The organism is Mesorhizobium sp. M9A.F.Ca.ET.002.03.1.2 (assembly GCF_003952365.1).
Lineage (GTDB): Bacteria > Pseudomonadota > Alphaproteobacteria > Rhizobiales > Rhizobiaceae > Mesorhizobium.
In genome coordinates, this window is sequence record NZ_CP034443.1 from 2728097 (window position 1) to 2741426 (window position 13330).

The 13330-nt window shown below is 59.7% G+C and carries 8 protein-coding genes and 6 pseudogenes; 9 read left to right on the forward strand and 5 right to left on the reverse strand.

What is annotated here, in order from left to right; genetic code table 11:
• The first annotated feature begins 173 nt into the window (after positions 1 to 173).
• Positions 174 to 768, forward strand: a pseudogene (gene pmtA / locus EJ066_RS13250) (phospholipid N-methyltransferase PmtA).
• A gap of 1636 nt (positions 769 to 2404) precedes the next feature.
• A pseudogene (locus EJ066_RS13265) lies at positions 2405 to 3498 on the forward strand (HPP family protein).
• Here EJ066_RS13265 and EJ066_RS31910 read toward each other — a convergent pair.
• A pseudogene (locus EJ066_RS31910) lies at positions 3470 to 4289 on the reverse strand (transposase); the annotation flags it as partial. The pseudogenes EJ066_RS13265 and EJ066_RS31910 sit on opposite strands and share 29 nt — an antisense overlap.
• A 288-nt stretch (positions 4290 to 4577) precedes the next feature.
• Positions 4578 to 5048 carry a hypothetical protein gene (locus tag EJ066_RS31355; RefSeq protein WP_189350296.1) on the reverse strand — a complete coding sequence of 157 codons (471 nt, stop codon included), beginning with the start codon at positions 5046 to 5048 and terminating at the stop codon, positions 4578 to 4580.
• Between EJ066_RS31355 and EJ066_RS13280 the strand changes: the two genes are divergently transcribed.
• From EJ066_RS13280 to EJ066_RS31920, 4 genes and pseudogenes are all read left to right on the forward strand, one after another.
• Positions 5047 to 5577: a DUF1612 domain-containing protein gene (locus EJ066_RS13280; protein WP_126038438.1), complete on the forward strand. Its 531-nt coding sequence runs from the start codon at positions 5047 to 5049 to the stop codon at positions 5575 to 5577. The two genes, EJ066_RS31355 and EJ066_RS13280, sit on opposite strands and share 2 nt — an antisense overlap.
• A 245-nt stretch (positions 5578 to 5822) precedes the next feature.
• A complete protein-coding gene (repA, locus tag EJ066_RS13285; RefSeq protein ID WP_126043858.1) occupies positions 5823 to 7103 on the forward strand; it encodes a plasmid partitioning protein RepA in 1281 nt (426 codons plus the stop codon).
• A gap of 542 nt (positions 7104 to 7645) precedes the next feature.
• Positions 7646 to 7819 (forward strand): annotated as a pseudogene (locus tag EJ066_RS31915) (IS110 family transposase); the annotation flags it as partial.
• A 140-nt stretch (positions 7820 to 7959) separates the two neighbouring features.
• Positions 7960 to 8456: pseudogene (locus tag EJ066_RS31920) on the forward strand (IS110 family transposase); the annotation flags it as partial.
• Positions 8457 to 8742: 286 nt separating this feature from the next.
• On the opposite strand, the gene EJ066_RS32405 reads toward EJ066_RS31920, so the two are convergent.
• Entirely contained in the window at positions 8743 to 8943 is a 201-nt protein-coding gene (locus tag EJ066_RS32405; RefSeq protein ID WP_281015622.1) for an ATP-binding protein, read from the reverse strand.
• A gap of 332 nt (positions 8944 to 9275) precedes the next feature.
• Positions 9276 to 9436: pseudogene (locus EJ066_RS31925) on the reverse strand (ISNCY family transposase); the annotation flags it as partial.
• Positions 9437 to 10638: 1202 nt separating this feature from the next.
• Between EJ066_RS31925 and EJ066_RS13325 the strand changes: the two are divergent.
• Positions 10639 to 11790, forward strand: a complete 1152-nt coding sequence (locus tag EJ066_RS13325) for a DUF418 domain-containing protein (protein WP_126043860.1) — start codon at positions 10639 to 10641, stop codon at positions 11788 to 11790.
• Between the two features lie 25 nt (positions 11791 to 11815).
• On the opposite strand, the gene EJ066_RS13330 is transcribed toward EJ066_RS13325, so the two are convergent.
• On the reverse strand, positions 11816 to 12118 hold the full coding sequence (locus tag EJ066_RS13330; protein WP_126038450.1) for a hypothetical protein: 303 nt from the start codon (positions 12116 to 12118) through the stop codon (positions 11816 to 11818).
• 75 nt (positions 12119 to 12193) lie between these two features.
• Here EJ066_RS13330 and EJ066_RS32410 point away from each other — a divergent pair, with 75 nt between their 5' ends.
• Positions 12194 to 12871 carry a fatty acid desaturase gene (locus EJ066_RS32410; protein ID WP_126038453.1) on the forward strand — a complete coding sequence of 226 codons (678 nt, stop codon included), beginning with the start codon at positions 12194 to 12196 and terminating at the stop codon, positions 12869 to 12871.
• Positions 12859 to 13308, forward strand: a complete 450-nt coding sequence (locus tag EJ066_RS32415; protein WP_189350294.1) for a fatty acid desaturase — start codon at positions 12859 to 12861, stop codon at positions 13306 to 13308. Before EJ066_RS32410 ends, EJ066_RS32415 begins: the two co-directional genes overlap by 13 nt.
• The last annotated feature ends 22 nt before the right edge of the window (positions 13309 to 13330 follow it).

Genomic DNA, 13330 nt, shown 5'->3' on the forward strand with positions numbered 1-13330 from the left:
CGCATCTGAGCGAGAAAAACGTCATCCTGGTGGACTGGTGGACAAGGGCTTGCCAGCCGGCGCGGGCGTTTCGCGCCTCCGGCGCGGCATTCATCCCTGTGAGTCAGGCTTGTTTCTATAGCGAAACTTCGACAAAAAGGCGCTCCGACTCGGATCGGGAGAAGGGAGCGGATATGGTCTTTCGATTGAAAGAGCGACTTGGCAAGAAACTTGAGGAAGAAGTGCAATTCTTCAAATGTTGGCAGAAGGATAAGAAAGGTGTGGGCGCACTCATGCCCACGTCGATCCATGCGGCGCGCCGCATGGCTAGTGTGGTCAACCCTCATTCTGGATTGCCGGTTTTTGGAGCTTGGTGCCGGGACTGGTGTCATCACCAGGGCCATCCTGGAAAGAGGCATCAAACCGCATCGGTTGACTTCGGTCGAATATTCCAAGGATTTCTATGACGGCCTGGTGCGAGGCTTTCCGGGAGTGGATTTCCGCTTGGGCAATGCGTTTGCCCTGGAAGAAACCCTGGGGGAGCGCCGGGAAAAGTTCGATTGTGTCATAAGCGCAGTGCCGATGTTGAGCTTTCCGATGCAACAGCGCCTCACACTGCTGGAGGATTTGCTTGCACGAATCCCCGCCGGGCGACCTGTGATCCAAATCACCTACGGTCTTCTGTCACCGGTGCTCAAAATGCCCGACCGTTACATCGTTTCTCACTATGATTTCGTCATTCGCAATGTTCCCCCCGCACAACTCTGGACCTATCGACGAGCAGTGTGAAACCCCAGTGGACGCGAGCGACAGGTGGCTTTCGGAATCCTTGTACAGGACTGCAAAGCCGGCTGAACTTGGTGATGGGGCCAGCCATTCGCGCTTTGGCGGGACCGCCTTCCATTCCGCATTTTCTGAGGCTCGATTTGATCGCCGCGGAGAGATGATGTTCGGCTACAAGCATTGAGAGCGACGAAGCTTCCGCTAACGCCTGTGTTTCTCCGGTATTTCGGAGATGCATTCCTTGAGACGCGCCAGGCGAAACTTCGCATTGCGAAGTTCATGTCCGGCTTCGAAACGTCGATGGCGTCCTTGAGGTGTGGGCGCTATGAGGTCGCGCCCAGTTCCGCAATGCGCGCAAGCACCTGCCGAGCCTCGTCTTGACGCAACGCCTTGATCCATCCACGCCCGCGCATCGGTCTTCCTGCCAGCACCCCAAAAGCCATGGGTTTATCCACCGAGACCCTAATTTCCGGCAAGCCGAAACGCTCGAAATTTAACTTCGGCTATTTTAGCGAAGACAAAGAGGGCTCATTGGAAAAAAGGCGGCGCTTGGAAGGACGAATGAAGCGATAGAAGGCGTCCGTCCTATCGGCCATCTTCGGCTCTGATGTCATGCGCAACCTGTTTATCTGTTTGAGGAGCGCTGAATCTGCAACGGTTTGGGCATGCCGCGGACAAGCGAGACGCCGGCCAAGAGCGAAGTTGCGATCGAGGCATTGGGAGGCGGTTGGTGTGTGGGTAGTCAACCCTAGCCTATCGCGCTGATTGGCTCAGTGGCGCGCACTTTCGCAGCCATGCTGCCGCAGCACGTCGAATTGGGGTTGTTTGAGCAGTCACTCGGCAAAGGCGAGGGCCTGCATCGACGGTTCTGTGATCGTGTGGCTGACGCCGCGGAGAAAACAGCAGGCCCTGTTTCTAGCCCGCTGAGCGCCGCCTGCTTGCGGGCCAAAGCAGCGGAGAGATGATGTTCGGCTGCAAGTGTGCTTGGCGTGCAACTACTCAATTCACCGGCTACGTCAACATTCACCGGCTACGACAACGTTTTAAGCAGATGGCCTGCTCGCCAGCGGCAGCCTCTCCCCGGTAAGACCCGGCTTCGTGGCCGTCCAAACGGGAGAGCGGCTGATCAAAGATGCTGCCGGCCTGTCATGGACAGTTCGACAGGGCAGCTTCAATCCTGGCGCAGTTGACCTACCGCGCAGCTCGGTTATGGCGGAGCACCCATGGCAGGCGCCGCTCCATCGTTCATCTGGCCGCAGAGAAACGTCTTTCTGCCAGCGCTTCTTCTTGCGAGTCCGTCTGCCTTCAGCCGGTGCGTTCGATCCTCCGGAATCGGCGCATCTACCGATACGTCGGGCATGACCATGTCCTTGTCATCGGGTACTGCTTCACCAATGGCGGCCATGGGCTCAGAACGGATATCTTCACAAGGAAAAATCGGCGCTTCAGCGATAGCTTCAATAACTCCGCGCCCAGGCTCTGACGCGATTTGAAAAGCACCAGACGCTGGCGGCGAACGCACAAACCGGTGCCGCAATAATATTCTCCCCGGCCGCAGATATTCGAATTGGTTTGACTTTCAAATCCGTGGCTTCGGCGGCATTGCGAACAGCGCAGAGTTCCTCTCGTTCCAAGGCTTAGCATGGCGTTTCGCCTCTTCGTCCCAATCCTCGCCGGCGCGACCTTGCGCGAGCGGTTGTTCGCCTGCATCGGCGCCACGATCAGCATTGCGCTGACCAGTGTGATCAGCGGGCTTGCCATAGGCGGCGGGCCACATGTGGCGCTGCTGGTGGCCCCTTTCGGCGCATCCGCCGTGCTGCTCTTTGCTGTGCCGTCGAGCCCGCTCGCGCAGCCCTGGCCGATCGTCGGCGGCAATTCGATCTCGGCACTGGTCGGCGTGACCGTGGCGCTTTTCGTGCACGACCCGGTAATCGCGTCGGGCGTCGCTGTGGCGCTGGCGATCGCCGCCATGTCATTCACGCGTAGCCTGCATCCGCCAGGCGGTGCCGCGGCGCTGACGGCCGTGCTCGGCGGACCGGCCGTGCTCAGCTTCGGCTTCCTGTTCCCGTTGGTGCCGGTGGCGCTGAACTCGACAATTTTGGTGGCGCTCGGCTTGCTCTTCCACCGGCTGTCGCGGCGCAACTATCCGCATGTCCATGTACCCGCGGCCAGCACCCACGGCACCGCCGATCCACCGGCCACGAAGCGCGTCGGCTTCCGTCCCGAGGATGTCGATACGGCACTCGCCGTTTGGACGAAACATTCGACATCGGCCGCGACGACCTCGAAAGGCTGCTGCGCCAGGTCGAGCTGCAGGCCATGGTGCGCTCGCACCAAACGCTGCTTTGCCGGGACATCATGTCCCGTGACGTGATTTCGGTGCCGGAAAATGCCACCGCCGACGAGGCCCAAAAGCAGCTTCTCGACCACAACATCCGCACCTTGCCAGTGGTCGATTCGAACGGCCAACTGGCCGGTGCCCTGGGGTTGCGCGAGCTGACGCAGACGACCGAAACGGTGAAGGACGTGATCTCGAAGGCGGGCACCGGCTCGCCCGAGACGCCGGCGATGAGCCTGCTTCCCGTGCTCACCGACGGCCGCAGCCATGCCGTAGTCATCGTCGATGCCGAGCGGCGCATCCAGACCGACCTGCTGGCAGCGGCGGCGCGCGTGCAGGTGGCAGACAAGTCGCCGCTCAAAGCCCGCCGCACCCGCGCTGGAAGGCATGTCCTTTGAACTGCTTGGCTGAGTCGGTGACGAGCGACCGTGGTCGACCGAACACGATGCCGCGCGCGGCCAACCATGCCTCCTTGGACACATGGCGTGCGCCAGGCAGAGCGCGACCGACAGCGCCGACGGCTTCTCGAGGGTGAGGCAGAAGCCAAGAATGCAGCGGGTGGCCACGTCGGTGACGATCGTGAGATATGCCCGACCGATGAACGTTCCGCCGCCGTCGACGACCTCCACGAAGTTGATGTCGGTAGGGCGTGTGATCGATCTGGCAGACATCGAGCGGAGGCGCCGCATGGATGTATCCCGGCCGCGGTTTGAGCCGCTGGAGATGCTTCGGATTGGCGGACCGTTTCCTCGCGATCTCCTCGGGGCTGAACAGCCCGGTATCCGGCCGGCGACCGTGAGATAGGACGGAGCGGCCAAGCCGGCCTCTTCGCAGCGAGCGCGGATCTCGGCCACGACGGGAGCGAGCGGCGGAGCCTCCAGCACGAGCCACCGCTCTCGCAACGTCGTCGCAATGATCGCCTCGATGCCTTGATCAAGGCGCTTCTTGTGGCTGCCATCCGACTGGGGCAGCAGCGACGTCACGGTCCGATCGTTGCGGTAGCGCGCCAGCAGATTGTAGACTTGGCGGGTCGAGAGGCGCAGCTCGGCCGCGGCCCGGTTGATTGCCGCGCGGTCGGAACCGTCGAGAATCCTGTCGAGCTCGCGAGCGAGACGACGTGCGCCGACCATGCTTCGTCGGAATGCGACGTGCCGGGTGCGGCTTTCCGGTTGTGCAATCGGTGCGGCAAATCGAGCAGTCAGTGAAATCGTTAGCGAAAAATCGGGGCTGTCGTAGCGCCTAAACCTAACCAACACCTGACTTTTCCCTGTTTGAAATCGGGAAGTAAAAGCGACAGCCGAGACCGTCTCGCCCGCCTCGACGAGCGCGTGGCCCGATCGCCGGTTCGTGGCGGCTGGATCGAGCCCCAGAACTTTGCCGACGCCGCTGCTGTGCTGTGGCTGGACGGGGAGTCGTTCATGTCGAAGATCTCGTGCTGCACGATGCCCACATAGACATCCGCACCCGACCCACGAACTCACCCGCGCGCATGCCGTGCCGCGCGTCCGGCGCCGGATTCTTGCGCACAAACCCCGCCTGGGCGCTGTCGCGACCCGGCCTTTTGGCGCTGCGCGGCCGCGAAGGGCAGGGCGACGGCCGCAATGGGGCGGACGCGGGGCGGACTGCCACCGGTGCCGCGGCAGCCGCCGCCGGGCTGGACGACGACGCCGGCGACAGCGTGCTGGCCGATGAAACCGAACAAATGGATGCGCTGAGCGAAGAGCTGGCGGAGATCGATGCCGTGCTGGCCCGCTCCAGCCGGCTGCTGGCGGGCGAAGATTTGGTGCCGCGGAGTGCGGACGGCCTGGCTGTCGACACGGCAGGGCAGGGGGGCAAACGCGCGCGAGGCCTTGCCGGACAGCTTCGGGCCGCTGATCCGCGATCTCGACTCGACGAGGACCGGCGGCTTGCCGACTGGCTCGCCGTCGTCGACCAGGTGAAAAAACATGCCGGCCATCCTGGCCGCGGCGATCGCCTGGGACGCGTGGCAGCACATAGAGCCGCTGCAGCACCAGCATTGGCTCGGGCCGCTGCTGGTTGCAGCGCTGCTCAGGCAGCGCGGCAAGGTCGGTTCGCATCTGTTTTGCCTCAATGCCGGACTGCGCATCGTGCCGCGGGATCGGCGGCGCGCGCGGGAAAAGACCATCCGGCTGCTGGCAGTGCTCGATGCGTTTGCAGAGGCCGCGGCTGGGCTCAAGGAGCTCGACCGTCTGGCGCTGGCCAAAGTACAGATGGAACGCCGGCTGAGGAACCGGCGCAAGAACTCCACACATGTTTATTCGGTCCCGACCGGGAAAGCTGAGGTTGTCGAAGCTTCTGTGATTCTCGGAGGACCGAATGAACATCCACAGGAATGCGCGTTTGACGGCCGGCGTCGAGAGGAGATGGCTCGCGACGTCATTGAGGGCCGTTGTTCCAAATGTTGCGGGGGACATAACGGGGTAACGGCGAGGGCCGTGGCGCGTGCTTCTGTGTGAATGCCCCGCCGGCATGGCATCGTTCGTCCCGGCCGAAGACGAGCCCACGCCGGACCCCGGAGCGGATCGCCAGGAAATGTCACTGCGCCCCCACTAAGAGGAAACAATCACAAGAATTCAATGATGCTGACGAAAGGCCTGCTCCGATGGCGCCGGCGGCAAGCTGGTTGACCGTTGACTGAAGTGAGTTTAAGCCGTGACGGAACAAATCGACATGCAAGAAAAAAACCGTTGTGATGCCCATTATGCCACAACCTGTAAGTTCTCCGTATGAAAAGGAGACAACGTCGGAGCGCATTCAGCGTCAGGGCGGAGAACTCTGGGATCGCGTACGCGCGCGCGGCGCCGCTATCAATTATCCATTTCCAGACCACATGACCTTGCGCTCTTTCTCGTTGGGAGAGGTCGCCGAGATTCTCAGTGTGTCGGACAGTTATCTGCGCCAGTTGTCAATTGATGGTCTGGGGCCAACACCGGAGCTAGGGACCGCAGGGCGACGCTCCTATACGCTTCGACAGATCAACGACCTTCGTGCTTATCTCGCTTCGGCCCGTCCGAAAGAGGCTTTGAAATTTTGCCCGCGGAGGCGCGAGGGTGAGAAACTACAGATCATCTCAGTAGCCGCCGGCCCCGCAAGAACCACTACAGCGTTCTATCTGGTTCAGGGCCTTGCACTTCAAGGATTCCGCGTTCTCGCTGTAGATCTCGATCCGAAGGGCTCATTGTCGGAAATGTTCGGTTACTTCTCGAGTATCATTCCCGTCCACAATGCGAGCATGTATGCCGCGGTGCGCTATGATGACTACCGGGCCAGTATACGTACTGCAATCCGATCGACCCATTTTGATGGTCTTGATCTCGTGCCGGGCTCTTTCGAGCTCGGCGAGTTCGAGCAGGAAAGTTCGCGGCGCTACAGAAGCGAGGGCTTGAGGCTCCCAGATGCTAGCGTCAGAATGGTGTCTGCGATCAAGGACGTCGAGGCGGATTACGACGTCGTCGTGATCCACTGTGCACCTGAATACAGCTTCTTGACCGTGGGTGCGTTTGAAGCAGCGACCGGCGTGCTGGTGATGGTCCGCCCGCAATTGGCTGATATTGCGTCAATGGCCATGTTCCTCAACGTTTTCTCGCATTCCGTCTCCTTGATCGAAAAAGCTGGGAGGTCCGTAAATTATGATTTTATCAAATTCTTGGTAACAAGACACGACCCGCGCGACGTCTCAGAGCAGGAGACGGTCGCACTACTGCGGGACTCCCTGGGGGATGATCTCTTGACTGCGACCGTCTGGGAATCGAACGCGATCCGGGAAGCGCGGCTCAAAAACCGATCGTTGTATGAGCTGTCAGCGGGAGCGGTAGGCCGATCGGCATACGAGCAAGCGATAGAATCGCTGAATTCCACCAATGCGGAGGTAATGGACATCATATCCGAGGTTTGGGGCCGTCCCCCGATTTATGTGTCGCAGGCTTCGCGCTCGACGACTGCAGGTAAGGCGAAACCCCCATCAAGGAGGCTTAGCAAATGAGCCCACGCACGCAGCGCATGCGCTCGATGTTGTACGAACCAGCTGAGCTCTTGAAGGAGGCCAACGCCATGGCGGACGCTTTTATGAGATCGCACTCTCGCGATTTGCGGGAGCTACAAATAACCTCGCGATGGAGTGCCTCCATCGTATGTTTGATGCACAGAGCTTGGGGCCGGTGATGTCCAGAAAAAGTCGCCTGACATCCGCTGAACGCAAGTTGACCACAAACCCATCCGTCAGAGAGGGCAAGATGCCCTCAGGGGCCGCATTTCTGCCTGGACGCTGCGCCGGCGCGCCTGGAACTGCGCTGCGTCTGAGGATCTGGCACTGTCCATCGCCGCGGAGGAGGTCGTCTACATGCCTTCTGACGTCATTCGCTGCCTGCAGTGCCTGCCCGTCACCTTCCGCCCTTCCATTGTGGAGAATCTAATCCAAGTGCAACAATGACGAGTGGAGGGTAGAGGATTACCCGCAATCGCGCATGCCCCATGAACACCTCGGCTGGCGTCCGATAGCCAAGGCACTTCCTGGGCAGCGCTGACATTGTCCGCAAACACGCGCCGCACGCCAAGCGCGTCGTCTTCAAAGCGGGCCGCTGTCGACGTGGTTCTATCATGCGCTAACGGCCGAAGGGGCTCCGGCGATCTGCATTGAAGCCCGGCACGCGCAAAAGGTATTTGAACGAGACACTCAACAAGACCGACTCCAATGATGCCTCGCATTTCGCATAAGCCGGACAGGGATTCCGCTAAGTCGGCGGACACTTGTTTCACTAAGATCCCATGGGAAGTGAATAGCGGCCGGCGCTCTGCAAAGTGAGGCTGCGATAACGCACTCACTCATAGGAGACGCCGTCATGGAAGCTGTAACTTCCCAAGCGCATATACCAACCGCTATCCGCACTGATCTTGTGCAATTTTCGTTTCGTTGGAACTGAGCCGTTCCACCTGGTTGATCACTTCGTTGTCGCCGCGAAACGGTGAGAAGATGTCGAAACACGCGGTGAGCGGCGGTGATGTGGCCGCATTGCTGGATAGTTTTCTCAACTTTAAGAGAAGGCGCGATTGCGTACGGGCGATCAGTTTTGTGACCATCCGGGAAGCCGGACTTGACGGCTTCTGGATCGATCGTGTTCTCAAGGCGAACGGCTTTGAAAGCTATGTCGTTGATCCGGCTTCGATAGCAACATCGCGCAGACGGCGGCGCGCGAAGACGGACAGGCTGGATGGTGAAGCGTTGGTTCGCGCGCTATTGGCCCTCAAGCGTGGAGAGCCGCGCGTATGCGCTATGGTCAATGCACCGAGCCCCGAGGAGGAGGATCGCTGTCGCGTCTGCCGGGAGCGGAAGGTTCTGTGCGGATTTCGCAAAAGCCGGACAAGAGTTCCGTTATATAGCAGTTTCACCAATGCCGGGACAGTTTGGCGGTGTCAGTCCTTGGGTGCCTTGTCTGGTTCATATATGATTGATTTCGCCGTTTTGAGTGCCGGTCAAGAGGGGCGCGGCTTTTTGCTTTCGCATGCTGTCGCCCTGGAGCACTGCGGTGGGCGTTGTGAACGATCCTGTCGAGAATGGCGGCGGCCTCTGATGTTTGGTTCGGCGATCAGGTCATGCCATCTGGCCACCGGGACCTGGGCGGTGATCAGGGTGGTTTGCGCCGATAGCGTTCCTCAACGATTTCGAACAGATGGAAGCGCTGCTGGTCAGTGAGGGAGTGGGTTCCGAAGTCGTCGAGGATGAGGAGCTGCACGCGCGTGAGCTTGTCGATGAGGCGGGGGTAGCGGCCATCAAGGCGGGCGAGCGCCAGGTCCTCGAAGAGCCGTGGAACGCGCAGGTAGAGCACGGAATGATCGAGCCGTGCTGCCTGACGGCCGAAGGCACAGGCCAGCCATGACTTTCGGTGCCGGTCTGGCCGGTGACAAGTTCTCGTGCGCCTAAGCGGGACTCAACAAAACACGAACGATGCCGATGGCCTGGCGAAGCTCGCTGAAGTCGGCTTTTGTAAAGCGGTTCGCTTTGGCTACACCGTTTGATGTGGCGGCGAGATTGAAATGTCCGCCGTGGGGCAAAGTTAAAATGTCACTTGTGCGCAGGAGGATCAGCCCCGATCTAACCGGCTGGTCCGGGTTGTAAGGGCAGATCGGGGCGGGTGAGGGACACCCCTTGGCGTTAACTTTAAAACCATGAATGCAGCTGATTATTCCGCCGCATCAAGGCGGGAAAGCGCCTGCTACGTCGGGCAATGACCCTGGATCGTTCGTGAAATCAGTCCGACGCCCCGGCTTGCGGCCACTCGGTTTGAAACCGATCCTCTTGCTGTTGGCCTTCACCTTCGGCGGTCGGCGACAAACCGAGCCACCTCTGTGTCCTGGACTTCCAGATGCTCGGACCGAATTCCCAAGGTGATGGCCGATCCGATGCATACTTGTCATGTAGCGATGGTGGAATTTGTTCGGTGAACCCGAGGCCGTCGAACATTGGACCCTCCCAAAACCTGCCGTGAAGTGTTCGCGGGCTTCGAATAGAGGTCCGAGGGGTGTGCCGACCTGCTGGCAAACGCCGTCTTTGAGCAGACCGTGCGGTCCGCCAGCGTCATCGCCTCGACCTGGTCCGTGCGTGACATATATCGACGTCGCCCCGAGTTCCCTGTGCAGCTGGCGAATCTGCGCCAATGTTTCCCCTGAGCTTCGTGTCTAGGTTGTAGAGCGGTCATCGGCACGAAAAGCTTGGGCTCTCGAATTGCCGCCCGCCCCATGGCGACTCGTTGCCTCTGCCCGCCGGACAGCTGCCGGGGCTTACGATCCAGGAGATGCCATAGTTCCATCATGTCGGCGGTTCTCGAGATTCGCTCCGATGCGTCCTTCGATCCGACATCCCTGACGCGCAGCGGGAGGCCATTTTCGGCCACGGCCATGTGGTGAGGGCGTAGCTCCCGCGCACCGCCAGGGGAACATAGATCAAGGGGCTTACGCCGGCTAACGCGTGTTTCTTGGAACGCCTGATGGCAAAATGCCGTGCAGGTCATGGCGAGAAGAGCGATCTGGCTGCGATGGGATCATGGGGCATTGGCCGACGCTCGCCGAGTCGAGCCGCGCCAGGTGCCGCGCCCCAAGCCATAAGCGCGTTTGAGGCAAGAGATGCCGGCCTCGATGCCAGCCCGGAAGTTCTGAGCTTGCGATATACCGAACGGCTCTGACCCTGCTTTGATCTTGAGGTTCAACTCGCCGGACGGCATGATTTCCGATTCCACCGGTCTCCTCTGGCTTCAGACTGACGGGGAAGACAGGCGTAACGGCGAAGGTCGTGGCACGCGCTTCCTGTGCGAGGGCCCCGCCGGCATGGCATCGTTCGTGCCACGCCGAGCCCGGAGCGGATCGCCGAGGATATGTCACTGCCGCCCCTACTGAGGGGAGAATTCAATGAGGCTGACGAGGGCCTGCTCCGAGGGAGTCGGCAGCAAAGTGATTGTTGACCGTTGATTGAAGTGAGTTTAATCCGTGACGGGACAAACTCGATATGAAGGAGAAAACCCGTCGTGATGCCATATACACCACAAACTGAGAATCCTCCGTATGAAAAGGAGGCAACGTCGGCGATTGCGGACGTGAGGGATGGGGCGGCCGTAGATCGGCTGGTCGACATCGACCTTGCTCGCGGCCTGGCTGTTTTAGGCATGTGTGTCGTCCATGTCGGGGGTAACTTTCCCGACGTAGCACTGGTCCGGGATCTGATGGAGCTAGCCTATGGGCGGTCGTCCGCCCTGTTTGCCGTATTGGCCGGTTTTTCGATCATCCTGATTACCGGCCGCGAGACGCCGAAGTCGGGGGAAGCAGGTGGACAGGCCGTTGCCAGAGTCGCAATTCGTGCCCTTGTTTTGCTCGCGATTGGCTCAATCCTGACCTGCCTCGGTACGAACGTCGCAGTCATCCTGGAACCCTACGGAATCTGCTTCTTGTTGGTCCTGCCGCTCTATCGGCTCAGCGCACAGCAGCTCGGCTTGCTCGCTGCTGGGACCGCATTAGTTCTCCCGCAAGTGTGCTTCCTCCTTCAGTTGTTTGGCCCCGTGGAGTATTTGGACCCGGTGTTTGATTTCATGGTCCGCGGCACCTATCCCGCGATGACCTGGGTTTCTTTCGTGATCGCAGGCATGGCCATCGCGCGCCTTAGCCTTAATACGCAAGCAATGCATTGGCGCCTTGGCCTAGCGGGGGGCGCGCTGGCCGTGTTGGGCTATGGAGGATCCTGGCTCGCGCTGCGCTTGCTACATGGTGTACCCGCCGACCCCGATTGGTGGAGGGAGGCCACTAGCGACCCCTGGGTGTTATTGGTTGCCGCACCTCATAGCGAGAAGACGTTCTCGATCCTGGGCAACACCGGTTGCGCACTGATTGTCATTGCGGCTTGCTGGCTCGCTATGAATGCGCTCCCGCATCTGCGAAAGCTGGTCTGGCCAATAATCGCGGTCGGCTCGATGCCTTTGACGGCCTATGTGCTGCACATTGTGGGAATAGCCTATCTTAACCATGCTATGGGGATAGATCTGGTTCTCGAAGACGGGAGCCTGTCCATGCTCTTTGGCTTCGTCGTGGTTATCAGCACTTTCGCGGTGCTTTGGCTGCGCGTCTTCCAGCGAGGACCGATGGAAGTGCTGATGGGTAGGATCGCAGATCTCGCGCGTCACATCCGCTGAGCACCGCAGCGCCCCGGCCTCCAGATCACATTGGGGACAGAAAAAGCTGGGGTTTTATCCAAAGCTTGTTCGCGGCAGGGGAGGGGACTTCCTCCCCACCCTGCCGCCTTGTGAGATCGACGCGAAAACGGTCGCGCAGGCGCTTAGAGTTGGCATCGGCAATGCGGAAGGCCTCGCAGCAGCATTTTCGTTCAGCGGGCATCCCGGTGTTGCTCAATCCATGGTCCTTGACGGTTGTATTTCCGAAGCCATCCGAGAGGCTCGTCAGCGAATACCAACTCGCATGCCATGACAACTCCGCCCACGCGATCGTTATGCCAAACGTCAAAGCTGATCTCATTGACCGCTTCGTCGGTGCCTATACCGCAGAGTGGCGCTGCAATTCTCGGCAAAAGGTGTCTTCATGAACGCTCACGCGCGGCCGCTCTACAGCGGCATCGAAGCGCCCGGCCGCTACGTTCACCATCGTTTTGATCGATGCATCACTAGTGACATCAAAGCTCTTACAACTGACAATTGGCATGGCCCGCCTTATATCGTGAAGGATTATGCGGTGATCGCTGCCTTCGCGTGGCTGGTCATTGGGGTCAGCTGGTGGTTCTATCCTCTCGCGGTGATAATGATCGGAGCCCATCAGCGAGGAATCTCCACCATTCTGCACGATTCTGCGCACGGTGTGCTGACAAAGAACCGTCTGCTGAACTTCCTGCTCGGCACATTGCCAACGGCTTGGCCCATCTTTCAGCGCCACTTTGCCTACAAGGAATCACACGTCCACAGCCATCATCCCTTTCTGGGAAGAGCCGACGCCGATCCTGACCTGGAGTTCTTCATCGCGGAAGGTGTCTTCACACCCCGAGCGGATCGTTCCTTCGTCTGGAAGCTCATCATCCTGCCCCTGCTTGGATCGAAAACCTACGCCTATCTGAAGTATCTGGCCCGCAACAGATATCAAATGATCCTCAATTCCCTCTCCGGTAAGGAGAGTTCAGTAGGGGTGATGCGGGAGAAAAGTGGCGTTACGAGTTCGATCGCTGGGGGTTCTACGCGTTCTGGGCTTGTATCGTCGTGTACGCTTTGATCTATGGCTACTTCTCGGAAGTCGTCCTTCTCTGGGTCGTTCCCTACCTCACCTCATTCCACATTATCGGCTGGTTTATCGAGATGTCTGAGCATTGCAGCTCCATCGAAAATCAGACCGTGAACCTGCACATGGCTAGGAACCGCCGCAGCTGTAATATCGAGAAGTGGCTGACCGCGATTAATAACGACAACTACCATCTCGATCATCATCTCGACCCGACAACCCCGTTCTGGCGCTTACCCGAAGCACATGCCATCCGCATGGGGGACACCGTCTATGCGGCGCACTGCTCCGAAACGGGTGGGATATTCCAGCCTGGCCCAAATGGTGAGCCTTCGATCCTGAAACTGATCCGCGACCAGAACCGGAAGCGTTTCGCCCAGTCTGAATGCCGCGCCGAGAAGTATGCAACTCCCGGAGAGATCCAATGTTGACCAAACCAGAGAAAAATGACCC

Excerpts from the sequence above, each read along its gene's own strand:
- EJ066_RS13280 (WP_126038438.1), top strand. The coding sequence starts at position 5,047 with ATGCCGGCCATCCTGGCCGCGGCGATCGCCTGGGACGCGTGGCAGCAC.
- EJ066_RS31355 (WP_189350296.1), bottom strand. The coding sequence starts at position 5,048 with ATGTTTTTTCACCTGGTCGACGACGGCGAGCCAGTCGGCAAGCCGCCG.
- repA (WP_126043858.1), top strand. The coding sequence starts at position 5,823 with ATGCCACAACCTGTAAGTTCTCCGTATGAAAAGGAGACAACGTCGGAG.
- EJ066_RS13325 (WP_126043860.1), top strand. The coding sequence starts at position 10,639 with ATGCCATATACACCACAAACTGAGAATCCTCCGTATGAAAAGGAGGCA.
- EJ066_RS32410 (WP_126038453.1), top strand. The coding sequence starts at position 12,194 with ATGAACGCTCACGCGCGGCCGCTCTACAGCGGCATCGAAGCGCCCGGC.